This is a genomic window from Peribacillus sp. 05N428 (genome assembly GCF_056397085.1).
This window is the reverse complement of sequence record NZ_JBFTMS010000001.1, coordinates 116,371-142,521: the sequence shown is the minus strand read 5'-3', so window position 1 is coordinate 142,521 and position 26,151 is coordinate 116,371. Positions and strand designations below refer to the sequence as shown.

Here is a 26,151-nt window from a genome sequence, read left to right as displayed (position 1 = left end):
CCTAAAATAGCTTTTCAATTCCTTGTAAAATACCAGGCAAATTTACCTTAACGTTCGTTTCACTTTCAAGATAAGGCAGGCTACTCACCCATTTTCCATTATCTAGATTAAATTGTTTTTTTCTATTTCCAATTTCCTCATCGGTGAGCCACTGAAGTGTATTGGATGGACAAACACTTGCACACATTGGCGGGATACCTTTTTTTGTCCGGTCAATACATAAATCGCATTTGTACATTAAGTTTTGCTCTATGTCAAATTTTGGTATGCCATATGGACAAGCGATCGTACAGTTTTGGCAGCCAATACATTTTTCAACTAGAGCTGATAAGACGGCCCCTGTCTCATGTATTTGGATTGCCTGGGCAGGACAACTTCTTGCACAGGCCGGATTCACACAATGGAGGCACATAAGAGGCATCGTCTGCCGATTGACCAGAGGGTTTACATCATAAACGTAGTTCCTGTTCCGCTCTTCATGCCCTCCGCATTGTGTACAAGCAGCAAGGCATGACCGGCATCCTATGCAGTTTTCAAGTTCTAAATAGAGCCTCTTTTTCATTTATTACACCTTCTTCATTTCGACTTTTTCCAATTGAGCCGCACAGACCTTAAACTCCGGCATACGGGATATTGGGTCAAGCGCTGCAATCGTTAATAGGTTGATAGATTGCTCGTGCCCAAAGTGGTATGGAACAAATACAGTGTCCTCACGAATTGCTTTTGTAATTTTCACTTTATAGATTGCCTCGCCTCTCCGGGTGTACAGGCGGACCTTATCCTCATGGTCCATATTGTATTTTTTTGCTGTTTCCGGATGTACTTCGACGTATGGCTCCGGACACATATCACGCAGGAACTGGATTCTTCTCGTCTGGTTTCCAGATAAGTAGTGGTAAACGACACGCCCGGTTGTTAAACGAAGTGGATATTTTTCATCTGGCTCCTCAGCAGGGGGACGGTAAGGAAGCGCACAAATTTTCGCTTTGCCGTCTGCGTGATAGAATTTCTTATCCAGGAACATATGGGGCGTTCCCATATCATTTTCATCCTTACAAGGCCAAAATACTCCGTCCTGTTTGTCGATTTTATCCCATGTAGCACCATAATAATCGGCATTTCCTCCTTTACTAGCCAGTCTGAATTCATCAGCTATATCTTTTGCTGTTTTCAAATGGGAAAAGTATTTTCCTCTTCCAAGACGTTCTGCAAGTTCTACTTGTATTTGCCAATCGGGCTTAGATTCACCGATTGGTTCTTGTGCCTTATTTATCTTAATAATTCTTCCTTCAAGGTTTGTAACTGTTCCTTCATCTTCTGACCACGTTACAGATGGCAGGATCACATCCGCAAACTCTGCTGATTCAGAAAGATAGAAATCCGAACACAACATAAAATCAAGATTTTTCATCGCACTTCTGACGAAATTCAGATTCGGCGCAGACACTGCAGGATTAGAACATAGCAGATACAATCCGCGAATCGTTTTTTGTTCCATCAATTCAAACATTTCATATGCAGAAACACCCGGCTGGGGCATTTCTTCCGGAGTGATTTTCCATACTTTACAAACTTCTGCTACCTGTTCAGGGTTTGTAATTTTACGGTATCCTGGCAATAAATCGGCTTTCTGGCCATGCTCCCGTCCCCCCTGCCCGTTTCCTTGACCAGTGAATGTCGCTACACCAGACTTGGGCCGTCCGATTTTACCTGTCACAAGCGCCAAGTTTGTATATCCAGATACATTGTCAACACCCTTATGCTGCTGTTCGATTCCACGGGCAAACATGACAACTGCATTTGGTGATTTCCCATAAATTTCTGCTGCACGAATGATTTTTTTCGGTGCCACACCTGTAAGCTCACTCGTATATTCCGGTGTAAATTCTTTTACAAGTTCTTTTGTTTCTTCAAACCCGTTCGTATGATTATTAATGAAATCTTCGTCAGCATACCCGTTTTGAATTAATAGATTTAAGATTCCATTAGCAAGGGCAAGATCCGTTCCCGGTTTCAAGTCAAGATGAACATCTGCTCTTCTTGCAATAGGAGTTTCACGGGGATCTGCCACGATAATGTATCCTCCTCTTTCTTGTACGTTCCAAACACGGAACATAGAAGTTGGATGGCATTCTGCTGTGTTGCTTCCTGCAATAAATAAGCAATCTGTTTCATGAATATCAGTCCAAGGTAATGTTGAACCTCTATCAACTCCAAAAGAACGAAGGAATCCCCCGGCTGCACTTGACATGCAAAATCGGCCATTATAATCAATGTAGCGAGTTCCAAGAGCCACACGTGCAAATTTCCCTGTTAAATAGCATTTTTCATTTGTCATTGATACCCCGCTGAAAACGGATAATGAATCTTTTCCATATTTAGCTTGAAGTTCCCTGAACTTATTTGCGATTAAATCATACGCCTCATTCCAGCTTGCTTCTCGGAAGCCTTCCTTTGTTCCCTTTAGTGAAGCATCATCCCGAATAAGCGGTTTTAAAATACGATCTTCATGATTCGTCTGCTGGTAAGCTGTAACCCCTTTTGGACACATTTTCCCAACGGTTACAGGCCAATCATAACGGGGTTCAACCCCAATGATTTTATTCGTCGCTACATTTACCCTTAAATTCATTCCGCATTGCATTCCGCAATAAGCACAATGGGTTTTGACCAATGTTTCATTCGGGTGCATCACATTACTTTCTGTTTTAAAAAACTTATCCTTTTGCATCCTGGTTTGCCTCCTTAACTTTTACTTCATGGATGGGGAACCCGGAAAATTGGGCAATCCTGTATTTTCTTCGACAAGGAAGGCACATTTCAGCGAGATGGTGGCCTTCTTTCGCTTGGAATTCTATATCATTCCTGCCGAGAACCTCAATGACATCTTTTGATTGTTCTGTTGAAACAAACTCATTACCGCATACTTTGCATCCTTTCATGGATTGTTCCGCATAATGCTCTCTGTAATTTCTTGCGAATACACTCATTGGGCGAAAAGGTATGTGCGCAAGTTTTCCGAACGGAAGATAAATCAATGTAATGATGACTGACCATTGGTGTATCAGGGACATGGCTGGCTGTCCTGCACCATGCATAAAAATGTTCATGAAGGTTAGTGCCAGTCCTGTAACGCTGACCAATAACAGCATAAATAATGGAAGGAAGTCATACATGAATTGTTGTTCTGCCCTTGCCTGCATATTTTTCAAACGGCGATAAAGGGCCATGCATACACCGGAAATGACCATCACTGCTGTAATGTTCAGTGCGTTATATGATAACGTCGCTATAAGCCCATCAGCTGGTACTGTCATTACCTGGATCCCCATGGCGATGATGTTGTAGTAACCGTTCTCGTCCATTGTGAAGTACATCCATCCAAATACTAGAGGAAAAGTCACGAAGCAGGAGAGAATGCAGCCCCAGCCCATTAGAACGTGCTGAGTCCATCGGTAAATTCCCCTGTTCCAGATGAAATTGTATGTTGCTAAATGTTCAACTGTTGTTTTGGGCGTTGATCTTCTTAAGAGAATTTTAATTCCTTTTTTTATAAAAACCTTTGTTGGCGGCCTTTCCCCCCAAGCGATAAATCTGTAAAAGAAACCCCCAATAAAAATAAACGTCCCCACCATATAGCCATAAAGGTTTAAATCCACGTGTGTAAACATTCTCGTACCAATAAACGATAAGAATACAAGTCCGCAAACTGCTAGAAACATAGACTTGGCAAAATGTGATGCAAAAGCATCATCAATCGATTTTCCTGTTTTTTGATTTACGGCGACTTTTGCCTGCATTATTATTCCTCCTCATTACAAACAATTACCATACCCTTATTGTAAGATCTTGCCTGATTGTTCGATATCGGGGAACTTCCCCATCCTATTGGAAAAATCCCCTTAACCTTTGAAAATAAACAGAAATTCAGACGTCAGAATGGTGATTAGTTCGAATTTCCATCATTCCGATTTCATAACTTCTTATTTGGGATTGGGGTAATAAATGTAAATAAGTACGTATGAGGATGTTGGGTTTCAAGATTTTTTGGAGAAAAAATGCATTTCAACGTCTCCTCTCTTTCGAAATTGCAAACCGGTTTTGGAAGACATTATTGGACATAGTGGAAGAAAGGAAGCGTCTTTATTATGGACTTCGTTTAATGAAATAAAAAAAGAAAGCACTCTTTAAGAGTACTTTCTCCAGTTTGTAGACAAAAGGTCAACGATAATCCATATGTGTTTCAGCTTCTTCAATCGTTTTACACATAGAACGAATATCGAAGGTATAATGATTGAAAAATAACAGGATCAATAATTGGGCGTCCTACCTCTGCATACATATCTTTCACCAAGTCATAAATGAAAGTGAAGTCAAGGAAGCCTCAATTTTACCAACCAAATGGTTCGGTGGCACCAGTTGATCTAAAGTAATCATTTTAAGTTGATCTCGCTGAATAGAATCATGTTTAGAAAGCATCCTGATCACCTCAAGTTTTTATAGATCTATTTTAAAACAAAAACGACTCTAAGCAAAAGTGTTCTATCTAAAAGTTAAAACAAAGTTGATTGGAACGGAAGGTACGAGACTCCTGCGGGAAAAGCGTGTCCAGGGGAGACCCCGCAGGCGAAAGCAGAGGAGGCTCCCGGACCGCCCGCGGAAAGCGAGTGCCTGGAGTGGAAATCAACGTCCAAATTGTACAAGCTATAAAAAAATGTAGACAAACTCGACTTTCACCGAGTTTGTCTATAGTCTGAAGAAAGCACTCTTTAAGAGTACTTTCTCATCTTTTGCGATAATTGCAGAAGCATTATATATCCAGCCATTTTTTCAAGGCCAATGAAATTGAAATTTGCAATTCCTTCAATTGCCGTTCTTTTTGAAGGAACAGCCGTTCAGCCTCCTTTAAATTCACCCGTGAGAACTGAATCGATTCCCCTGGTTTAACCTGAGCGATAATTGGTAAATCCGCCGTAATAACCTGAGCTATCTTAGGATATCCGCCCGTTGTTTGGCTATCTGAAAGGAGGATGATCGGATTTCCATCTGGAGGAACCTGAACGGACCCATTTGTAACCGCTTCGGATAATAACTCCCCATTATTCTTTAATTTCAGTGCAGGGCCCGATATTCTATATCCCATGCGGTCGGATTGATTGGAAACTTTAAATAACCTCTCTACAAAACTATCTTTACTTGAGTCTGTGAAATATTCATATTGGCTTCCATCGATGAAACGGATGAGAGGTTTTCCTCCTGGCATGAACTCCTTCTCATTGACAAACCACTTTGGGAAGTAAAATGAACCTTTGAACGTTCGATCACCAAGATTTTTCGAAGGTTCATTCAACTCCAAGACATCGTCAGCCTTTAGTGCCCTCCCCAAATAGCCGCCAATCCCAGCCCTTAGATATGTGCTTTTACTCTCCATAACTTCAGGAATAGCAAAGCCTCCCGCTACAGTTAAGTACGCCCTGCATCCTGATTTACACCCTTCAAATCGAAGAATCGATCCATTTTTCACAAGAATGGGCTTCCACATCGGTACCACCTTATTATCAAGTGTAGGTGATAAATTTCCACCTGTTATCGAAATCAGGCAATTTTTCTCTACTTTAATGGTCGGACCCATTAATGTAATTTCCAAGGCCGCTTCTCCTTCTTCATTACCAACCAACATATTGGCAATTCGTAAAGAATGTGCATCCATCGCCCCGCTTACAATCACCCCATGTTGCTTGAATCCTTTTCTTCCAAGATCCTGTATACTGGTCAATAATCCCGGTTTGATTACGCGCAGGCTCACTGTACCCCCTCCTTAAGAATCATTTCTTTATATTCTTGATCCGTAATCGGATGGAACTTCACAATGTCCCCTGCTTGTAATAGACTTGGAGGATTTACATTTGGTAAAAATAGTTTGGTTGGCGTTTGTCCGATCAATTGCCATCCACCAGGCGTTGATATGGGATATACTCCCGTTTGCATACCGGCAATCCCTACTGCCCCTGCCGGAATGGTCATTCGGGGAGAGGAACGCCTAGGTGTCGCGATGTTCTCTGAAAGTCCGCCAAGAAACGGGAAACCCGGTGCGAACCCGATCATATAAGCCAAATATTCACCGGTTGAATGAATATGAATGACTTCATCAGTAGTCAAATCATTATAGCGGGCGACATATTCCAAATCGGGTCCATATTCATACCCATAGCACACGGGAATAGTAACCGTTCGATGTATCAGTTTCTTATCTTCTTTTAAATCCTGTAATTTCATTTCCAAGATGGAACGGACCACTTCAAAGGGAGATATGGTTTCATTACCATTGCTTTTATTTTGTTCCTTATAAATAACGAGTGGATCATAAAAAACCGTCAAATTGGTATAAGCCGGTACACATTCTATAAACCCTACAAAAGGTTCATTTTCCAGCAAATCCTTTAACAATTTTATTTTTTTGTGAACGCTGTATTCCATTCCATTCCCGAATGTTATCACGATTGCGGAATCGCCTAATGGAGAAAGTGTACATGCAGTTTTTTTCAAAAGCTTTTCCGGCATAGGAATCATCTCTTTCTGTCAGTTATAAAACTCCTAATTTTTCATCACGAATGTCCGTTATGAACATATGTCCAGGTGCATGCGTGATCATGATCTCCGGTTTAGTTTCCATAGCAATGGATTGAGGTGTTACACCACATGCCCAAAATACCGGGACTTCCCCTTCACGAATCGTTACTGGATCACCAAAATCCGGATGCTGAATGCTGGAAACACCGATCGCTTCAGGGTCGCCAATATGGATTGGAGCGCCATGAACGGCCGGAAACCGCGATGTCACTTGAGCTGCCCTCACCACATCCTTTTGTGGAATCGGCCTCATGCTAGCCACCATTTTCCCATGAAAAATCCCTGCTTCAATACAAGGGATATTGGTTTTATACATGGGTACATTGCATCCCTCTTCAATATGACGAATCGATATATCATTATTTAATAGGGCGTGTTCGAATGTAAAGCTGCACCCAATTAAAAATCCAACCATATCGTCTTCCCAGTAGTTTGAGATATCCGTTACTTCTTCCACTAATTCTCCATATTTATATACCCTATATTTCGGAATATCGGTGCGGATATCCCCAGACTTTGCTGCAAATGCGGGAATGGGTGAACCAATTTCCGTAACATCCAGCAATGGACAGGATTTAGGGTTACGCTGACAGAATAATAAGAAATCAAAAGCATGCTCTTTTTTTAAGATGGCTAGGTTCGCTTGTGCATAACCGTTAGCCATGCCAGCAGTCGGTTTTATCAATTCGTTGTTTCGAATCATTGAACGCAACTCAGCCGGGGTAGCTTGAGAAAGGTCGATCATTAGTATTCATCTCCTATTACGAAGTGGCAGAAAGTGACAAACTGGCACGCCACTTCCACCTTTATTTATTGGATTTTCATTCATTGATCATTAAAAAAGTGCTGGCAGTTGTTTCATTAATGTATATACGCCCATCAACGCCATGATGACTACCACGAATACACCGGAAATCGTTAACCATAAAGGATGCTTATAATCACCCACGATATTTTTCTTATATGCGGCAATCAGCAATGTTCCAAGAGCAATTGGTAAGATGAGTCCATTAATGGCACCAACTATAAGCAATACTTTAACCGGTTGACCAATCAATAGAAAGCAAATGGTCGATACGGCTATAAAGCCAATGATTATCCAGTTTGCCTTATTATTTATCTTTTCGCTGAAGGTTCTGACAAATGAAACCGAAGTATATGCCGCTCCAACAACAGACGTGATCGCTGCAGCCCACATGACGACACCAAAGATTTTATATCCTATATCACCGGCAGCGAGCTGAAAAACGGATGCTGCAGGGTTATCCGGATCAATTTGTAAACCTTTCGATACAACACCAAGTACTGCTAAAAATAATGCAACACGCATGACTGTCGTGATCAATATCCCCATTACCGAGCTCTTCGTGACCTGTGGTAATGAGTCAACGCCCTTCACGCCTGCATCCAATAGACGATGGCCTCCCGCAAAAGTAATGTAGCCGCCAACTGATCCGCCCACTAATGTAACGATGGCGATAATATCGATTTTATCAGGGACAAAGGTCTTCACTACCGCTTCCCCTACAGGAGGAGAGGTTGTCCATGCAACGTAAATCATCAAACAAATCATGAAAAATCCAGCGATTTGCGTAAAACGGTCCATCGCTTTTCCTGCTTCTTTCACTACAAAAATCAGTACGGCGATGACTGCGCTTATTGCCGCCCCCGTAGTTGGGGATATTCCCGTCATCGCATTTAGACCTAATCCGGCTCCTGCGATATTTCCAATATTAAATGCCAGCCCGCCCATGACGATCAGTGCTGCCAGTACATAACCCAGCCCAGGAAGGACCATGTTTGCAATCTCTTGACCCCGCTTTTCGGATACAGCAATAATCCGCCATACATTAGTTTGGGCAAATATATCAAGAATGACCGAAATAAGGATAACGAAACCGAAACTTGCCGCAAGACTTTGGGTATAAACGGTCGTTTGCATTAAAAAACCTGGTCCTATTGCCGATGTTGCCATTAGGAATGCTGCACCTAACAATAAAGTGCGGTTCGTTTTTGGCTTAGTCAAATTCTTTTTCTGTGCTGTTGTATTTTTGATTGGCTCCAATGGAATCTGCCTCCTGATTGTTTAGTTTTTTTCAAGAAAAGGACTTGACTGTTATTTCAGATAATTGTAAAGATTCCCTAACATGCCGTGCAAAGGATAAAGCATGTGCCCCGTCCCCGTGAATACAAATGGTATCTGCTTTTAAAGCCACATCTGAGCCTTGCCGGGACAGTACCTTCCCTTCCTTCACCATGCGAATGACTTGGGCAACTGCAACATCATCGTTTTCAATCAGTGCGTCCTTTTCCAATCGGGAAGTCAATGAACCATCATGTTGGTAGGTGCGATCGGCAAATACTTCACTCCCTGTTTGCAATCCGATAGCCTGTCCGGCTCGTATTAATTCACTGCCCGACAAACCAAATAAGATAAGCTCGGGATTCACTTTATAAACCGCTTCGGCAATGGCCATGGATAACTCTTTGTTCTTTGCGGCCATATTGTACAAAGCCCCATGCGGTTTCACATGCTGCATACTTCCGCCTTCGGATTGCAGGAAGCCATTTAATGCTCCAATTTGATAGACGACAATATCATAAGCTTCCTGTGGAGAAATATTCATATTGCGTCTGCCAAATCCTATTAAATCCTGTAAACCTGGGTGGGCTCCGATTTTGACTTCTTTCCCTAAAGCAAGCTGAACCGTTTTTCTCATGACTGTCGGATCACCAGCGTGGAATCCACAAGCTACATTAACAGATGTTACATAATCTAAAATCTCTTGATCATTACCCATCCGGTAAGCGCCAAAACTTTCTCCTAAATCACAATTCAAATCAACCTTGTTCATACTACCCTCTCCTTTAATAACGGAAATTTTAGTAAACCATAAAAATATGTAATTACTCTTTCAATCATTCAAATGCTTATGTTCCGAAATTCGGAACCTTAGTTTCATATTTCGGAATATTCTCATTCTAGCATATTTTAATTATTTCGACAATATTTTGTTAGAAAACCTAACATTACAGTTTGATACAAAAAAGCCGTTGTTTCCTTTGAAAGGAAGCAACGGCCATGATTACAGTTTTTAAGTTTGGAGTTAATTCAAAATCGGTTAATCGAAAACAATGAAATATCTTCCTTGGTCGTACCGGAGATAATCAAGTCACTCAAAATTTCTCCCATGACACTGCTGAACTTAAAACCGTGTCCAGAGAAACCTGCCGCAATAGCAATATGTGGATAATAAGGATGTTTATCCACTATAAAATGCTCATCAGGGGTCATGGTATAGATGCAAGTTTTCCCATATTTCATTTTTTGATCAGCAGGCATAAATTGCCCTAAAAACCTCATCAAATCTCCCTCATCCTCATCCAATTCACCAAAACCCTTGATACAGCCATCAGGATTGATCCGCTGTCCTCCATCATGTCTCCCTATTTTCAGTCCAGAACCATTTATACTAGGGAAGCCATAGTATGTACCAAGTGAAGTATCAAAAGTAAAAGCCGGAAAATCATTATGATTATATAATTTTTCATTTGCATGAAACCAGGCAAATGTTTTTCTGATGGGTTCCAGCGGGAGATTCAAATCTAACATCGCCAATATTTTCGGTGCCCACGCCCCAACTGCAACCACTAAAGATTCCGAGTGGAATGTCTGTTCATCCGTTATAACCGTGACCCCGTTACTATGAGCAACTATATTCCTTACTTCACTGTTTACAATGATGTCGGCACCATGGGATTTCGCAAGTTGTTGATACGCCCTTAAGCACTCTTCACTTTTCAACACGCCCGAAGTCGATTCATAGCACCCAATGTAGTCTTCCGGCAGTGTTATTCCTGGCCACCTATCATGAATTTCATGGTAATCCAATATTTTCATAGGTAAACCATATTCCTTTGATCCTGCTTTCACTTGTTTAATGAAAGTGGAATTTTGGCTTCCAACATTCAGGACCCCCGTTGGAAGAAATAATGGTTGACCCGAAATTCTTTCCAATTCACCCCAAAGCTTTTGTGATTTTAGTGCCAAAGAAACATACTCCCTGCCTTCACCATAAGCATGCCTAATAATTCTTGTTTCCCCGTGATGGCTCCCCTTATTATGAGGAGGAGCAAAGGAATCCAATAATAATACTTTTTGTCCTTTTTTTGATAGATAATAACCTGAAGACATTCCCATGGATCCAGCTCCAATTACAATTACATCATAATGCATCTTTCATCCCTCCTCCTTTAAATATGGTCCTTCATTTTAAAAAAAGGAAGCCATTTTACCTTATAAAATAAAGTAAAACAGCTTCAACATGGTTTTAGAACTCTATTTCCCCAATCGCCCTTTCAACGAGCTTCACTATTTCCCCTTCATGAATTTGCCTATAAATCGCTTCAATGTCAGGATGAAAAAAGCGATCTTCTTCAACCATCGGGACTTCGCTCCGAACTAAATGATATACCTCCTCCGTAACCGGTGACGGTTTCAAAGGTAGATGAAAATCCATTGCTTGTGTTGCCGTCATCAGTTCAATGGCTAAAATATATTCAAGTTTCTTCGAAATCCGATATGCTTTCCTCGAAGCAAAATAGGCAAAACTTATCACGTCTTCTTGATTTGCACATGTAGGGATATTATCTATTGTCGCTGGATGCGAGAGCACCCTGATTTCATTTAATAGCCCGGCAGCTGTATATTGTGGAATCATGTAGCCACTATTTAAACCAGGATTAACCACTAAGAAATTAGGTAATTCACTTAGGTGATGGTTTACAAGGCGATCTATTCTGCGTTCTGTTATTTTTGCTAAGTTTGCTAACGCTATGGATATCGCATCCGCATAAATCCCAACAAATGAACCATCAAAATTCCCAGCCATCAGGCCAATTCCATCTTCCTCTTCAGGAAAAATCAGAGGATTGTCACTTACAGAGTTCATTTCATTCTCGATTGATACAGCAGCATCTTTCAATACTCTTTTTATGGCTCCATGGACTTGTGGAATGCATCGTAAGCTAAGTGCATCTTGTAATCTATGTTCCTTGTATGTATCAATGATTTGGCTGCCTTCAAGAATCCTTGATACATTTCTGGCTGTCTTAGCCTGTTCCTCATGTTTTTTCAATGAGTGTGGACGGGGATCAAATGCTTTTATAGTACCTTTCAGCACTTCTAAGGACATCGCTCCCGTAATGTCAGCGGTTTTCGCCGCCTGCATGCTATTGTATAAAGCCAGGACAGCCATCGCGGTGACGGAAGTAGTCCCGCTTGTAAGTGCCAATCCTTCTTTAGCACCCAACGTAACAGGTGCTAATCCCGCTTTCCCTAAAGCTTCCATGCCAGGTATGAGCTCATCTTCATACCATGCCTTCCCCTCTCCCATCACCACTAAGGCCATGTGAGCTTCAGGAGAAAGATACCCCACTGACCCATCACCTGGAACAAACGGAATGATATCGTGATTTAATAGTGAAGCAATAAGATTTAATAACTGTAAACGAACTCCTGAATACCCTTGGCCTAAATTTACTAGGATCATCAATTGAATGGCCCTTACGACTTCTTTTTCAAGAGTTTCCCCAACAGAAACGGCATGTGAACGAACAATATTCCGTTGAAGGGTTTCTGCGTCCTTTGGAGAAATCACCTCGGTCATATTACTGCCAAAACCCGTAGTTACACCATAAATCAATCGATTTTCATCTAAAAACTTGTCTATTAAGCTACGTGATTTATTCACCCTATCACAATATGTTTGTGTAAAGGAAACCATCGCCCCATATCTTGCAACCGCAATTACCTCTTGGATTGAGATGGCGTCATCCCCTAGTACAACCTCTTTAATATCCATAGGATGTAAACAATCGGCAGTTGTCATCCTTATACATCTCCTCTCTTATGACTCATCAAAGAAGGAGAAAAAAGTTTTGGTCCTTCTCATTTATTTACTGGAAGTTATCTTATGTTATTTTTTCATTTTTTGTAAAGGGAATAGCGGTTCCTTTCGGAGAATTCTCCGTTTCTAGCAATGGGTCACTTGCTTCATGTAATGAAAGATTCTTCGTTTCAGGTGCCCAGGCGATCGATACGATCAAGCCCACCAGTAGAATGGCTGCCATTCCTGCCATTGAGGCACTTAATCCGAATGAACTTAAAGAAACAGGCAGCAGAAATGTTCCAATTGCAGAACCAATCCGACTAATTGCCGTAACCATACCTATTCCCGAGCCACGGATTTCAGTTGGAAAAAGCTCTGCTGGGTATACTAATGTAAGGTTCGATGCTGCTGACATGAAAAAAGTAAAGATCAAGAAGGCTACCAACATTAAGAATTGAGAACCATTGTGTAAGATGCTGAGTGAAAACAATGAAACAGTAAGGATCGTGAAAGCCCCGATGGTAAATCCTCTACGAGAAAATTTTGCAAGCAGCCAAAGACCAATAATTGCCCCAACAAGCAAGAATAGATTTAACATGGTATCGGCAAAAAAGTTCTGTTCAAAACCCATTGTACTAAGTATGGAAGGCAGGAAAGTGTAAATGGCAAAGTAGGGAATAACAAGAGTCAATTTGAATATTCCACCAAAAGCCAACCGCTTACGAAGCCTTTTACTGAAAAGCCCACGAAACCCCAGAGTCTTTTGGTTTTCTGTACCAGTCGTCGTTTCTCCCATTTCAACGTTCGCTCCAAGGTGTTTTTTTACAATCTGGCGAGCTTCTTCGACACGCCCCATGCTGACAAGCCACCTTGGTGATTCAGGCGTCCCTATTCTTAAAATCAAAACCACAATTGCCGGAATGGCAGCGCTGACAAGCATCCAACGCCATGAATCTGAACCAATCTGGCCCAAGTAATGACCAACAAAGTTTGATGCAACATAACCAAGCGTCCACACTACGTTTATAGACGCGAGGAGCGAGGAGCGATACTTTTTGGGAGAAAACTCGGCAAGCAAGGTCGTACCTACAGCGTAATCCCCTCCAAGTCCAAAACCAATCAGCAACCGTAAAATAAAAAGCTCTTCCGGGCTGCTAACAAAAAATTGTAAAATAGTAGCTACCGTGATGAGTAAAAAGTTTACGAGAAAGATTTTCTGTCTTCCTACACGGTCAGAAAGTCTTCCAAGTATTAAAGATCCCGCAAACAGACCGATTAAAGCAGAGCTGCCGATCAGCCCTGTCCACAATGAATTCATATTCATCTGAGGCCCGAATACTGTCAGGGCCATCGCAATGATTCCTAGAGAATAGCCATCACAAAAGCTGGAACCGAATGTAAGTCCTGAAATTCGAAAATGAAACCTATTAAATGGGGCATCGTCAATCGTGAATTTTTGTTCGTTCAAAGAATCCCCTCCATATTTTGATTTATCAGATATATTGATTCAAAAAAAAACACTAGAACTGTAACACTCCGTGAGTGGCGCTGAAATTGAATGGAACGAATAAGCTTAATACTATAAAAAAATTGAGCAAAGAATATTATGAAATATACTCTTTTTATAAACTATATCAAATCATTCTACCTTTTAATTTCTATTTTATATATGAAAATATAGTTTAAGTTTCAATCAATTGTTTATCATTGAAATAAATGACTTCACTAAGGATTTTACAGCCTTCCATTACCTCAAATCTTTCCCTTGCTTCCTTTTCTGTGCTAAACTCAAACATTTTTATGCCTTTTTTCGAATGGATAGTGATTATCCACATAAAATTCCCTCCACATGGAAGATTCATTTCCACGAACTCCTTAAAATCCTTTCATTAAATCTCACTGTAAAGTGGTAAAGTGTTTAATGCTGAAAATGCGTAGGATGATAAATTTCATCCTACTATTCAGCACCATTACATTAGTTAATACTTCCAAAAGCCCATTCCATCCCCTGAATTTTTCAGCGGATGGAATGGGTAGACATTGATTGAGAATACTGATTTTTAAAGGCCCGTAAGGCTTTTGGAATCAGACTTCACTTTATCATTCACAACTTGAACACCGTTTTTCCATACTGTCTTAACATGGTTAACCCCAAATAAATATTGCAACTCCTGATAGTTTTCAACATTCCATAAAACGACATCCGCTTGTTTTCCCACTTCAAGTGAACCTATCTTTTCCTGTCTGTTGATTGCACAAGCAGCATTGTATGTTGCCGCGGTAAGCGCTTCAGCAGGGGTCAGCCGCATCGAGATGCATGCCAGGTTCATGACAAGCGGCATGGAAGTCGTCGGCGAGGATCCGGGATTGCAATCGGTCGAAATGGCAACAGCTACACCTTCATCAACCATTCGCCGTCCTGGGGCCGCATCTTCCCTTAAATACAAAGCTGTGGCTGGAAGCAAGCAGGCAATGGTTCCTGACTTAGCCATGGATTGAATTCCCTCTTCGGAGGCCTTTAATAAATGCTCGGCTGATATAGCCCCGATTTTAGCAGCTAGTTCGGCTCCCCCGTAAGGCTCAATTTCATCAGCATGAATTTTAGGGATCAAGCCGTACTTTTTCCCCGCCTTTAATATCCGCTCTGATTGTTCAGGGGTAAAAACCCCTTTTTCACAAAACACATCATTGAATTCAGCAAGCTTTTCTTCAGCGACGATTGGAAGCATATCATTAATCAGATGATCGACAAATTCATCCTCACGGCCTTTATAATCCTTTGGAACCGCATGGGCTCCCATGAAGGTAGGAACTAGATCAATCGGATGCTCTTCCTGTAACTTCTTCATCACCCGCAACTGCTTCAATTCGGTTTCCAAATTCATTCCATAGCCGCTTTTACCTTCTACTGTAGTCACACCATGAGCGAGAAACGAATCAAGGCGTCGTATGGTTTGTTCCATCAACTCTTCTTCACTTGCTTCCCTTGTCATGCGGGTGGTTGCATGAATGCCCCCTCCCCCGTTCATGATGTCCATATATGTTGCACCTTCCAGACGCATTTCGAATTCACGCTCACGACTTCCCCCATATACAACATGTGTATGGGGATCGACAAGCCCTGGTGTCACCAAATGGCCAGTTGCATCGAAAACTTCAGCTTCATGCATTCTATCAGCATAGAGTTTTTCCAATTCCTTGGTTGTCCCGACAGCTTGGATTAACCCTGACTCCATCCATATACTTCCATCCTCTATCAAACCAAGCTCCGACATTCCCTCTTTGGAACGCGGCCCTTTCCTTTCAGAGGTAAGGGTAGCAAGTTGAGTGGCATGTTTTATCCAAATTGGCTTTGTCATTTTTTATCAATTCCTTTACCAAGCATCGGGATATTAATACCTCTTTCACGGGCTGTTTCCTCTGCAAGTTCATATCCTGCATCAACATGGCGTACAACGCCCATCCCAGGGTCCGTTGTCAGCACTCGCTCAATCCTGGCTGCTGCTTCTTCGGTTCCGTCTGCCACAATTACCACGCCAGCATGCATGGAGTATCCCATTCCTACGCCACCGCCATGATGTACGGATACCCAGGTTGCACCGCCCACTGCGTTCACCATTGCATTTAAGATCGGCCAGTCAGCCACTACATCCGAACCATCCTTCATGGCTTCCGTTTCACGATTCGGCGAAGCGACAGATCCTGAATCCAAATGGTCACGTCCAATCACGATCGGAGCCTTCAATTCACCGCTTGCAACCATATCATTAAGGATTTTACCAAAACGGGCACGCTCCCCATAACCAAGCCAGCAAATACGGGAAGGAAGACCTTGGAACTGGATTTTGTCTTGAGCCATTCTAATCCAGTTACATAAATGCTCATTATCAGCGAATTCACGTAAAATGGCTTGGTCTGTTTTATAAATATCTTCTGGATCACCAGATAAAGCGACCCAACGGAATGGACCTTTTCCTTCACAAAATTGTGGACGGATATATGCTGGAACGAAGCCAGGGAAGTCAAAAGCATTTTCTACGCCTTCATCTTTCGCAACTTGACGGATATTATTGCCATAATCAAACGTCACGGCTCCTTTTTCCATCATTTCAAGCATCGCTCTTACATGTTTGGCCATTGAAGCTTTAGAGAGTTTAATATACTCTTCTGGATTGGCATTCCTTAATTCTGCCGCTTCCACCATTGACATACCTGAAGGTGTATATCCATTAAGCGGATCATGGGCGGAAGTCTGATCCGTCAAGACATCCGGAATGAAGTTCCTTGCAATCATTTCTGGAAGAATATCTGAAGCATTCCCAATCAAACCAATCGATAATGCTTTTCCTGCAAGTTTAGCTTCTTTGGCTAAACGAATGGCTTCATCCAAAGAATCCGTTTTCACATCGGTATAACGAGTCTCGATTCTCCGGTCAATTCTTGTTTCATCAACATCAATTCCGATACAGACCCCGCCGTTCATCGTAACTGCCAGTGGCTGTGCCCCACCCATGCCGCCTAGACCAGCCGTAAGAGTGATAGTGCCTTTCAACGAGTTATTGAAATGTTGTTTTGCTAGCTCGGCAAATGTCTCGTATGTACCCTGTACGATGCCTTGAGAGCCAATATATATCCAGCTCCCTGCTGTCATTTGCCCATACATCATCAATCCCTTTTTATCAAGTTCATGGAATGTTTCCCAGTTCGCATACGCCGGGACGATATTTGAATTGGCAATCAGGACACGCGGTGCATCCGTATGCGTTTTAAAAATTGCTACCGGTTTCCCTGATTGGACAAGTAAAGTTTCATCTTCTTCAAGCTCTTTTAGTGATTTGACGATTGCATCAAAGCATTCCCAGTTACGTGCTGCTTTCCCAATCCCTCCGTATACCACCAAATCCTCAGGACGTTCGGCGACTTCAGGATCCAAATTATTCATCAGCATTCTAAGCACTGCCTCTTGTTGCCAACCTTTCGTATTCAAATCAGTGCCTCTATAGCGTATAACCTTATTTGTAATCGTATTCATTCTCATTTCCCCCTTGTTTTTGTTATATTTTCATTCTATAAGAAAAATTCAGAATAATTTATTATAATTTAATGATAATTTTATAATTTGTTTCACTATTTTGTAGTTAACTTTATTTTTTTATGAATAATTCCATCAATTACATTGTTATGAAATAAATAAAAAAGGACGATTCATTTATTGAATCGTCCTTTTTTATAAGCCAGACCGATATGCTGATGGTGTACAGGCTTCAAGCAATTTGAATTTGGCATTGAAATAGGTTTGATGTGAATAGCCGGCCAATTGTGAGATTTCCTCCAATGATAAATCCGTTTCCTTTAATAAACGTTTAGCTTCCCTAATTCGAACTTGGTGCAGCGTATTTCGAAAAGACTCGCCGGATTCAGCCGCAAATCGACGGCTGAGTGTACTTTTATTGATTCGCAGAGTATCTGCACAACTCGCTAGATTCCACTGGGCGTCCCAATAGTTGGACTCGATCAGCTCCCTTGCCTTTTCGCTGATTGTGCGTGCCCCTTCCTGTAATTGTCCATGATCCTGCAGAAGCATATGGGTGGTGAACGCATGCAGCTCTTTCACTATTTGATGTATGACAGGTTTATGTACAATTTGCTGAAATACATCATAGTATATGGCTTCCAGGGAAGCATTTTGCAAGTTGTATGATTTCATATGCCTGCGAATCTGTGCAAGTACGCTTGTAAGGCGGATACGAACGATTTCCGGGTCGGGGTATGGTCGTTCGAAGGTAAGGAATTCACGTTCAATCCAGTTCCTGATAGCCTTCGCATCCCGTCGTTCGAGCATTTCTATCCATAGTCTTTGTTCAAGAGGTGTGAGGAATGGATCCATCTCTCGATGCGAAGTCTGTTGACTTTCGGCTAAGATGATATCATATCCATCGAAAAAGATTTGTCTCGTAAATTCACGAGTTTGCTGATACATCCTTTTTAAAGACTCATCTGAAGTTGCCGCCTTTATTATGATGGCAAGGGGCTCATCCATTCTTTCTTTCCAATGGGCAAGGAAGGCCTGATACTCTTCCTTATATATCTCCATTTCCTTTGTTTCCTGGACACATAAAATAAAATCCGATAATGCGAAGATTTGATTCTTCCCAGTAAAAGAATATCGTTGCAGTTCATCATAAACTAATGGAAGGGTCTTGTTATCAGGTGTCAAGAAAGCGACCATGGTTATTCGGCTTTCATGCTTCCGGTCTGTCAAGAAGAAATCTGGATACCCAATATCCAGAGCATTCTCATCACCCATGGTGTTTGAAGAGATATGACCTGGACCATTTCTCAATTGAAAACGTAATTGTTGGATATGTTTTACCAAATCTGCCGAAGAAAAAGGACGGAATAAAACATCTTCAGCACGAAAACGTAAGGCTCGATAAGCGGTTTGGAAGATTCGCTCAGATGAAATCCCTAACCATCGAATTCCCCTCCGCTTTAACGAAACACCCATCGCCTCACTTTCATCCGTCCAAATATCCATATCCAAAATAACGAATTCAGGTTGCTGATTGCGTATGCCCTTTTCGAATTCTTCAATCGTTTTCCATAAGATCAATCTAACTCCCGTTAGGTGGGACTCCACGATCCAACGAATTCCTTGAGCCTCAATCTCATCTTTTGCCACCAAATGAATTTCCACATCATCACCTCATTTCTGCTGTTATTCCCCTAATGAATAATATGAAGTCAGCACATGAATAGAAAAGGGATCCCTGATCTTTTCGAAAGCACTTTCATCTCATCTCCATTCTAATCCCGCCGAAAACTACAAACAAGTCTTATTAGGCAGAACCTGCGATTTAGATTAAACTTTGACATTCTCAACTGATATTTTCACCCCATATATATGTGCTTAAATAAAAAAAGAAACATCGTGGAAACGCTGTGATTTCCAATGATGTTTCTTTTTTTATCATTTTAATCTTCAATACATTTAGAACCTTTATAATCAATTAATATTGACATCAACTTCTTTACCTATGTTTTCTTCCGAAGCATCCGTCAATTTTAATGATAATAGGGTGATGACACCTATTATAAGTAATCCAGATAAAATAAACATCCCTTGAGTAAATGCAACAGTTCCGAGAATCATCGGTCCTACAAAACCGCCTAAAGCCGCAAATGAATTGACTATGGCTATTCCAACTGGGGCAGTGGACTCAGTGAAGAAAAATGTCATATAGGCAAAGAAACATCCACTGAACCCGTATAACCCGAAAGATGTAATCGTTAACATAAGCACCATCATAAAAACACTATTTGAAAAGCCGCATCCGATAAATCCGACTACCGCTATCATGAGGCAAACGAGCAAATGTGTTTTATGTTCATTGGTCCGATCTGAATTCCAGCCTACAAACATAACCGCAGGTATACCGACTAAAGATGGAATCATCGCTAACCAGCCTATTTCTAAATTAGTTGTTGCGTTTTCCGATAAAGATTTTATGATGGTTGGCATCCAAAATGACAATCCATAGATAGATGTGTATCCTGCAAAATAGAAAAGGGCCAACTTCCAGATTTTCGAATCTTTCAGCATATCAAGCTTCGTGACTTTATTTATTTTCGAGCTAACTTTTCTTTCCGCACTCAATTCGCCTTCTAACCAATCACTTTCTTCCTTTGATAACCATTTAGCGTTAGACGGTCTATTAGTTAAATAGAAAACAACAACAATTCCTATAATAATGGCCGGAATGCCTTCAAGAATGAACATCCATCTCCACCCAGCCATACCGAACCAGGAAATATTGTCAAGAATCCAGGTGGACACAGGCGCACCAATCAATCCGCCAATCGGAAGGGCTAAAAGCAAAACCGCTGTTGCCCGTCCTCTTTCGCGGGCCCTGAACCAATAAGTTAAATACAAAATTATACCAGGGAAAAAACCAGCTTCGGCAACACCTAATAAAAAACGGAGAATATATAAATGCATCGTTGTTTGGGCAAAACCTGTTAATATTACCACAAGCCCCCACGAAATCATTATACGGGCAATCCATATCCGAGCTCCCACTTTATGCATGATCATGTTGCTAGGAACTTCAAAAAAGAAATAGCCGATGAAGAAAATACCAGAAAGCAATCCAAAAACTTCAGCGGATAAGGCTAATTCTGCATTCATTTGTAAAGCAGCATAGCCTAAATTGACCCTGTCCAAGTAAGCGATGATATACAAAAGCAGGATAAATGGAAGAATGCGTTTCATCGTCTTACTGATCGTTCGTTTCTCTATTTCACCACTGGAATGATTCAAGATTATTTCCTCCCTTTTCATGCTACTATTTCCCAAAAAAGTTTACTACAACTCTTTTCCAGCTTCCCGACACTCTGGTTCATTCCTAGCTCTCAATTTATCCTGAAAACCACCACCCTCCATTTACATATACTGAATCCAACAATATTATATAAATACAATCCATATACTCAGGGCTAAAGAGGAATAAGCCTTTCTGCAAGACAGTAACCGATTGTATAGGAATCCTTGAAAAACCTCCTATTTAAACTGAATTAACCTTCCCAATACTTGACCCCAAATCATTGTAAGCGCTTTCCAAATGCGCGAAAACCATTTAAAATAGCGTTGTGATTATTCATGATCTACGTTAGATTAAATAGACCAGCAATCATTTAACTAGACTGTAGTCTGATATTAAACTATATAGGAATATTCTGTCAATTATCATTTGGAGGTTTTTTATGATTGAACCCAGAAAAAAACAACTTAGGGGAGAAAAGACTCGTGAAAAAATTTTACAAATATCTCTAAAGCTATTTAGCGAAAAAGGTTACGATAAAGTTACCGTTGACGAAATCGTGAAAAAAAGCGGCACATCAAAAGGGTCATTTTACCAACACTTTTCAGCGAAATCGGACATTTTTTTAGTGAGATTCATAGAAGTCGATGATTACTATCGCGAAGTCTTCCGTTCGTTCCCAGTCGATATGGACGCTACCGAGAAATTGTTTATTTTCATTCGCAAATTGATGCGTTTTCTGGAAGTAGAAATGGGCAAAGATTTAATGAAAGTGATTTACAGTTCCGCTTTAGATTCGAAAGAACATACTTACTTTTTAAATTCAAACCGCTCACTCTTCAAAATCATTCGTTCATTAATTGAAGAGGCGAAAGAACAAAACGACATTGGCACTGACCAATCAGTTAACGAAATTTCACAACTTATCATCCAAAGCCTGATGGGAATCATCTATCATTGGGGATTAAACAACTCAGAACAAAGCTTGGAATCACTATCCATACCGCTAACCAAAACAATCATTAATGGGCTGAAAACCAAGAACTAATACATAAATCAAAAGATTCATTTCTAAAAATCTGACATTTAATTCAATATTAACCCCAACCTTACTGAATAGTCAGGGAAACTCCATTAATATATAAGGTTCATACATTTTCTTTATTTCAATTAAGTGTCAAACAAAGTAAACGAGGAGTAGAATGCCAGATATCATGAAACGATTTTTATTTATCACCCTATATGCACTATTATTTGGATTATCGCTGCAGGCTTTTAATTTCAAGCTTGACCACCCTATTGCCAAAGATATAAGCCGTCTGATGCCAGTTAAAATGAAAGTGATAAAGGCAGAAGATAGTGAAGAAGAAATCAAAAAAGTCGTTTTGGATGCCGAAAAAAACGATGATCCCATTTCCATTGCCGGAATGCAGCATAGCCAAGGAGGGCAGACATTATATCCAAACGGGATCCTGCTCGATATGAAGAACTATGATAAAATACTTGATTTGGATGTAAAAGAAAAACGCATCACGGTCCAAAGCGGAGCAACCTGGGCTGCTCTTCAGGAATACATCAACCCATATGGACTTGCACTGAAGGTCAGTCAATCTCAAAACATTTTTACCATTGGCGGTTCTTTGAGCGTTAATGTCCATGGCCGGGATATCCGTCATCATGCCTTGATAGAAACCGTGGAATCTTTTAGATTGCTTGACGCAAAAGGACAAATCCTAACAGTGAGCCGCGAAGAAAATTCGGAGCTCTTCCATACGGTTATTGGCGGGTATGGATTATTTGGAGTCATACTCGATGTAACACTCCACCTTACCGATGACGAACTTTATAACATTAAAACTAAATCACTTCATTATGATGAATATACGTCGTACTTTAAAAGAGAAGTTCTTCAAAACGATGATGTTAAAATGCATCTTGCAAGAATATCTGTTGCTCCTGGCTCCTATTTGGATGAAATGTATGTAACGGATTATTATAGGGCAAATGACCAAACAAGGCTATCTGACTACAATACTCTCAAACGGGAAACGATCATTGCCGTGCCTAAATTCTTTCTTGGCCTCTCACGTTTTAATGACTGGGGTAAAAAAAGGTTTTGGGAAACTCAAAAAGCCTACACGGCCAATATTGATGGCAACTTGGTTTCGAGGAATAATGTGATGCGGTCGGATTCAGCATTCATGGATTACAGCAACCCCACCAAAACGGAAGTGCTGCAAGAATACTTCGTTCCGATTGAACAATTTGCTGATTATATCGATGACTTAAGAAGAACCTTATCTGATGAGAAAGATTTTAATTTATTAAATATCACAATTCGTTATGTGGAACATAATGATGAATCACTCATGTCCTATGCCAAGGATGATATGTTCGCTTTAGTGATGCTCATCAATCAAGGGACAGATGACGAAAGCAAGGATAATACAGGAAGGGTCATCCGTAACATGATCGATGTGACGCTTGACCATAACGGCAGCTACTATCTGCCCTATTATGGGTATCCAACCAAGACACAATTATTTGAAGCGTATCCGCGTACTGAGGAATTCTTTCGATTAAAGAAGAAATATGATCCTGATAATCGCTTCATGAATCTTTTCTATGAGGAGTATCATCCATGAATTATAAACGTTTTGTTTTTTACCAAGGCACTGTTGGAATGGCTGCCAGCATGATTTTCCCCTTTTATATTTTGCTAATCAAAAATGTGGGCACCAGTTATTCGCAATTCGGGTGGGCATATGGAATATTCTCATTGACTGCAGCGCTTAGCTATCCTTTAATCGGAAAATTCACTGACAAAACAGGTGACAAAGCATTTCTCCTTATCTATTCATGGGGGATGGCACTTATCCTGCTTGCCTTTCCTCTCGCATATGAAATTTGGCATGTCTATCTCCTGCAAATCATTATGGGAGTACTTGGGGCAGTACAAAGAAACACTGAAAAAACGGTACTGGCAAGATATGTAACGAAGAAAACCGCGGGTGCGGAAATCGGGAACTACCATGTTTGGCCATCCGTCGGTGCTGCAGCTGCGGTGATTGCAACCGGATATTTAGTCGACTTTTTAACGATCGGCAGCATCTTTTACATAGCCTCCCTTATGTTTGCCTGGAGTGGATTTATTATAATGAAGATGGAGAAAAATACATCACTATCTAATGCAGAATAACTAAAAATATAAGCATTTATTACTGGTAGCGCCAATGCATTTATTACTGGTAGCGCCAATAAATCAGTTACCCCTTTTAAAAGAAAAGCATTTGCATTAACATCAGCAGATGCTTCTTTTACCATATATTCATTTGCTGATCAAAAAACTAAAAATGATCTTACAAAAAATATTAAACCTGCTGCCCATTTTTCAATTTGGTTTCGTTATATATATGAATATTAGTACAATTAAAGATAACGGACATTAGCACATATAATAAAATACTACTTTCTTTTCAATTTGATAATTTTTTTTTCTTCTAAAAAAACTAATGACAGCATTATTATACCCATTCCAATCAATTGATGAATAGACAACGCTTCATGTAAAAAGAAAAAGCCTAAAATCATTCCGATGACAGGCACTATATAATTACTATATGAAGTAAATAATGCGCCTTCTTGCCGAATCAGCCTGTTAAATAATGCATAAACAACACCTGCATGGAAAATGCCTAAAATCGCTAAGTAGATAGATTGAGATCGTGCTATATCCATTTTGAAAGATCGCTCTAACAAAAGGGACATGGGTATGAGCAATGCACTGGCAATCAGTAATACATTTCTCATATGAATGACGGAAGATCCCTCGTTTAATTTCTCCATGAAAATTAATGATAATCCAAAACTCATAGCAGCCAATATCATGAGGATGTTCCCCTGGATACTGTTAGAAAGGTCTTGGATTCCTTGTGTCGGCCAGGAAAGGAAGACAATACCTGCAAATCCGAATAAGATACTTGTAATCTCCGACCTTGTGCTTTTTCTTTTGAAAAATGCTAGTAAAAAAAGGATGGTAAAGATGGGAACCATTCCAATCAGCACCGCTGCGATACTGCTAGGCACCGATTTCTGGCCTTGTGCAATAAAGACGAATGGTAGTACAACCTCGAAAAAAGCAATGATAATATACCATTTATAATAACTCCTGGGTACTTTTCGCTCTTCTTTTGATAAAAACAAACCAAAGAAGAGTAAACAGATACCGCCGATGCATGCTTTGATGGCTGACAATGTAATAACCCCAACATTTTCTATGACTAATGCAATAAAGAAGAATTGAGATCCCCATATACCACTAATCAAGAGTAACAACAAATATTTATTCATTACTTTCCCTCCCTTTTCAGCAATGGGTCGGCAAAAGTCTTACTATTATGCTTGGATTGAATTCCACCAAAATAATTCGTGCCGATTACCCCAGCAAGAATAATCATTGCACCTATTACATGATAATAATGAATCGATTCATGTAAGAAAATCACCCCGGCTATTATCGTAATCAGAGTCGCTAAATTACTAAAAACGCTCATTTTAGATGCTGGTAATATAGATAATGAATAGTTTGATAAAAAAGCAGTAAGCAGAGACGATAATACCCCAAGATATACGATTGAAATGAGGAATGCACTACTTGTGAAGGGTAATAAAAAGCTGCTGATAGATTGGTTAATTATATGGTTGATGACGGCCATACTATTAAAAGTCACAAAACCAAAGAATGTCATCACATACGTTAACGTAAATAGTGAATATTGCTTTGTTACCTTCCTCGCTATCACATTATAGAGAGCGGCAGCAATCGAGGATAATAAGATCAGGATCGTTCCTTTCAAACTGTGAGCCGCATGTTGCAAGTCATTCATGACAAAGATAAAGATAACTCCCAGCACAGATAAACAAAGAAAAAATTTCTGACCTCTACCTGCGTATTCTTTCAAAAATAATGAAGCTGATAATAACGTAAAAATTGGTATGGTCGCTTGGATAATACCCGCTTCTGAAGATGAGGTATAAATGAGACCAAACACTTGAAATGTAAAGAATAAAATTGGATAAAGGAACACCAACGGAAGAATTTTCACAGAATCCTTTGCACTCATTTTCACTGATGTCCTCCTAAATAGATTAATAATTATGGCGATCAACAAAGCCATCGTAAATCGATGTGCCAATGTATCTAGCGGACTAGCTTCCATTAATGATATTTTTGTAAAGAAAAATGAAAATCCAATAATAATGGCATATAGTATCGCCGCAAGATAGGCTTTTTTATTTTCTGGCATATT

21 protein-coding genes are annotated in these 26,151 nt (G+C 40.4%); 3 read left to right on the top strand and 18 right to left on the bottom strand.

Translation table 11 applies throughout. The annotated features are described in order from the left end of the window. Position 1: 1 nt before the first annotated feature. The 16 genes from AC1DIV_RS00605 to AC1DIV_RS00530 form a co-directional block, all read right to left on the bottom strand. Positions 2-562, bottom strand: coding sequence for a 4Fe-4S dicluster domain-containing protein (locus AC1DIV_RS00605; RefSeq protein ID WP_340876186.1), 561 nt, complete (start codon positions 560-562; stop codon positions 2-4). Positions 563-565: 3 nt separating this feature from the next. Beyond that, on the bottom strand, positions 566-2,731 hold the full coding sequence (locus AC1DIV_RS00600) for a molybdopterin oxidoreductase family protein (protein ID WP_340876185.1): 2,166 nt from the start codon (positions 2,729-2,731) through the stop codon (positions 566-568). Beyond that, complete coding sequence (locus AC1DIV_RS00595) at positions 2,718-3,800, bottom strand: hypothetical protein (RefSeq protein WP_134781365.1); 1,083 nt, start codon at positions 3,798-3,800, stop codon at positions 2,718-2,720. Before AC1DIV_RS00595 ends, AC1DIV_RS00600 begins: the two co-directional genes overlap by 14 nt. 1,010 nt (positions 3,801-4,810) lie before the next feature. Beyond that, a complete protein-coding gene (locus AC1DIV_RS00590; RefSeq protein ID WP_340876183.1) occupies positions 4,811-5,806 on the bottom strand; it encodes a 5-oxoprolinase subunit C family protein in 996 nt (331 codons plus the stop codon). Beyond that, the gene (gene pxpB / locus AC1DIV_RS00585; protein ID WP_340876182.1) at positions 5,803-6,561 is read right to left on the bottom strand and encodes a 5-oxoprolinase subunit PxpB; all 759 of its coding nucleotides are present in this window, start codon (positions 6,559-6,561) and stop codon (positions 5,803-5,805) included. The genes AC1DIV_RS00590 and pxpB overlap by 4 nt, the downstream gene beginning before the upstream one ends. Before the next feature lie 22 nt (positions 6,562-6,583). Further along, on the bottom strand, positions 6,584-7,375 hold the full coding sequence (locus tag AC1DIV_RS00580) for a putative hydro-lyase (protein WP_048677978.1): 792 nt from the start codon (positions 7,373-7,375) through the stop codon (positions 6,584-6,586). Between the two features lie 90 nt (positions 7,376-7,465). Next, on the bottom strand, positions 7,466-8,605 hold the full coding sequence (locus AC1DIV_RS00575) for an NRAMP family divalent metal transporter (protein ID WP_323598155.1): 1,140 nt from the start codon (positions 8,603-8,605) through the stop codon (positions 7,466-7,468). A 121-nt stretch (positions 8,606-8,726) separates the two neighbouring features. After that, entirely contained in the window at positions 8,727-9,485 is a 759-nt protein-coding gene (gene pxpA / locus AC1DIV_RS00570; protein ID WP_340876179.1) for a 5-oxoprolinase subunit PxpA, read from the bottom strand. 257 nt (positions 9,486-9,742) lie between these two features. Further along, positions 9,743-10,867, bottom strand: coding sequence for an N-methyl-L-tryptophan oxidase (gene solA / locus AC1DIV_RS00565; protein ID WP_340876178.1), 1,125 nt, complete (start codon positions 10,865-10,867; stop codon positions 9,743-9,745). 94 nt (positions 10,868-10,961) lie between these two features. Further along, positions 10,962-12,521, bottom strand: a complete 1,560-nt coding sequence (gene hutH / locus AC1DIV_RS00560) for a histidine ammonia-lyase (protein WP_477575611.1) — start codon at positions 12,519-12,521, stop codon at positions 10,962-10,964. An 82-nt stretch (positions 12,522-12,603) separates the two neighbouring features. Continuing rightward, positions 12,604-13,989 carry an MFS transporter gene (locus AC1DIV_RS00555; protein WP_251539159.1) on the bottom strand — a complete coding sequence of 462 codons (1,386 nt, stop codon included), beginning with the start codon at positions 13,987-13,989 and terminating at the stop codon, positions 12,604-12,606. 214 nt (positions 13,990-14,203) lie between these two features. Further along, positions 14,204-14,356, bottom strand: coding sequence for a hypothetical protein (locus tag AC1DIV_RS00550; RefSeq protein WP_174878728.1), 153 nt, complete (start codon positions 14,354-14,356; stop codon positions 14,204-14,206). 225 nt (positions 14,357-14,581) lie between these two features. Then, positions 14,582-15,880, bottom strand: coding sequence for an imidazolonepropionase (hutI, locus tag AC1DIV_RS00545; protein ID WP_251539157.1), 1,299 nt, complete (start codon positions 15,878-15,880; stop codon positions 14,582-14,584). Next, positions 15,877-17,553 carry a urocanate hydratase gene (gene hutU, locus AC1DIV_RS00540; protein WP_048677985.1) on the bottom strand — a complete coding sequence of 559 codons (1,677 nt, stop codon included), beginning with the start codon at positions 17,551-17,553 and terminating at the stop codon, positions 15,877-15,879. Before hutU ends, hutI begins: the two co-directional genes overlap by 4 nt. Before the next feature lie 195 nt (positions 17,554-17,748). Further along, positions 17,749-19,218 carry a helix-turn-helix transcriptional regulator gene (locus tag AC1DIV_RS00535; protein ID WP_477575609.1) on the bottom strand — a complete coding sequence of 490 codons (1,470 nt, stop codon included), beginning with the start codon at positions 19,216-19,218 and terminating at the stop codon, positions 17,749-17,751. Positions 19,219-19,527: 309 nt separating this feature from the next. Continuing rightward, positions 19,528-20,841, bottom strand: a complete 1,314-nt coding sequence (locus AC1DIV_RS00530) for an MFS transporter (RefSeq protein WP_048682352.1) — start codon at positions 20,839-20,841, stop codon at positions 19,528-19,530. Between the two features lie 443 nt (positions 20,842-21,284). On the opposite strand from AC1DIV_RS00530, the gene AC1DIV_RS00525 reads away from it, so the two are divergent. The 3 genes from AC1DIV_RS00525 to AC1DIV_RS00515 all read left to right on the top strand — a co-directional run bounded on the left by AC1DIV_RS00525 (position 21,285) and on the right by AC1DIV_RS00515 (position 24,041). Further along, on the top strand, positions 21,285-21,890 hold the full coding sequence (locus tag AC1DIV_RS00525) for a TetR/AcrR family transcriptional regulator (RefSeq protein ID WP_034312657.1): 606 nt from the start codon (positions 21,285-21,287) through the stop codon (positions 21,888-21,890). A gap of 154 nt (positions 21,891-22,044) precedes the next feature. Next, on the top strand, positions 22,045-23,487 hold the full coding sequence (locus AC1DIV_RS00520; RefSeq protein WP_477575607.1) for an FAD-binding protein: 1,443 nt from the start codon (positions 22,045-22,047) through the stop codon (positions 23,485-23,487). Continuing rightward, a complete protein-coding gene (locus tag AC1DIV_RS00515) occupies positions 23,484-24,041 on the top strand; it encodes an MFS transporter (protein WP_477575605.1) in 558 nt (185 codons plus the stop codon). Before AC1DIV_RS00520 ends, AC1DIV_RS00515 begins: the two co-directional genes overlap by 4 nt. 266 nt (positions 24,042-24,307) lie before the next feature. On the opposite strand, the gene AC1DIV_RS00510 is transcribed toward AC1DIV_RS00515, so the two are convergent. Together AC1DIV_RS00510 and AC1DIV_RS00505 are read right to left on the bottom strand one after the other, a co-directional pair. After that, complete coding sequence (locus AC1DIV_RS00510) at positions 24,308-25,192, bottom strand: DMT family transporter (RefSeq protein WP_477575603.1); 885 nt, start codon at positions 25,190-25,192, stop codon at positions 24,308-24,310. Next, on the bottom strand, positions 25,192-26,148 hold the full coding sequence (locus AC1DIV_RS00505; RefSeq protein ID WP_477575602.1) for a DMT family transporter: 957 nt from the start codon (positions 26,146-26,148) through the stop codon (positions 25,192-25,194). The genes AC1DIV_RS00510 and AC1DIV_RS00505 overlap by 1 nt, the downstream gene beginning before the upstream one ends. Between the last annotated feature and the right edge of the window lie 3 nt (positions 26,149-26,151).

Excerpts from the sequence above, each read along its gene's own strand:
- AC1DIV_RS00605 (WP_340876186.1), bottom strand. The coding sequence starts at position 562 with ATGAAAAAGAGGCTCTATTTAGAACTTGAAAACTGCATAGGATGCCGG.
- AC1DIV_RS00600 (WP_340876185.1), bottom strand. The coding sequence starts at position 2,731 with ATGCAAAAGGATAAGTTTTTTAAAACAGAAAGTAATGTGATGCACCCG.
- AC1DIV_RS00595 (WP_134781365.1), bottom strand. The coding sequence starts at position 3,800 with ATGCAGGCAAAAGTCGCCGTAAATCAAAAAACAGGAAAATCGATTGAT.
- pxpB (WP_340876182.1), bottom strand. The coding sequence starts at position 6,561 with ATGCCGGAAAAGCTTTTGAAAAAAACTGCATGTACACTTTCTCCATTA.
- AC1DIV_RS00580 (WP_048677978.1), bottom strand. The coding sequence starts at position 7,375 with ATGATCGACCTTTCTCAAGCTACCCCGGCTGAGTTGCGTTCAATGATT.
- AC1DIV_RS00575 (WP_323598155.1), bottom strand. The coding sequence starts at position 8,605 with ATGGCAACATCGGCAATAGGACCAGGTTTTTTAATGCAAACGACCGTT.
- pxpA (WP_340876179.1), bottom strand. The coding sequence starts at position 9,485 with ATGAACAAGGTTGATTTGAATTGTGATTTAGGAGAAAGTTTTGGCGCT.
- solA (WP_340876178.1), bottom strand. The coding sequence starts at position 10,867 with ATGCATTATGATGTAATTGTAATTGGAGCTGGATCCATGGGAATGTCT.
- hutH (WP_477575611.1), bottom strand. The coding sequence starts at position 12,521 with ATGACAACTGCCGATTGTTTACATCCTATGGATATTAAAGAGGTTGTA.
- AC1DIV_RS00550 (WP_174878728.1), bottom strand. The coding sequence starts at position 14,356 with ATGTGGATAATCACTATCCATTCGAAAAAAGGCATAAAAATGTTTGAG.
- hutI (WP_251539157.1), bottom strand. The coding sequence starts at position 15,880 with ATGACAAAGCCAATTTGGATAAAACATGCCACTCAACTTGCTACCCTT.
- hutU (WP_048677985.1), bottom strand. The coding sequence starts at position 17,553 with ATGAATACGATTACAAATAAGGTTATACGCTATAGAGGCACTGATTTG.
- AC1DIV_RS00525 (WP_034312657.1), top strand. The coding sequence starts at position 21,285 with ATGATTGAACCCAGAAAAAAACAACTTAGGGGAGAAAAGACTCGTGAA.
- AC1DIV_RS00520 (WP_477575607.1), top strand. The coding sequence starts at position 22,045 with ATGCCAGATATCATGAAACGATTTTTATTTATCACCCTATATGCACTA.
- AC1DIV_RS00515 (WP_477575605.1), top strand. The coding sequence starts at position 23,484 with ATGAATTATAAACGTTTTGTTTTTTACCAAGGCACTGTTGGAATGGCT.
- AC1DIV_RS00510 (WP_477575603.1), bottom strand. The coding sequence starts at position 25,192 with ATGAATAAATATTTGTTGTTACTCTTGATTAGTGGTATATGGGGATCT.
- AC1DIV_RS00505 (WP_477575602.1), bottom strand. The coding sequence starts at position 26,148 with ATGCCAGAAAATAAAAAAGCCTATCTTGCGGCGATACTATATGCCATT.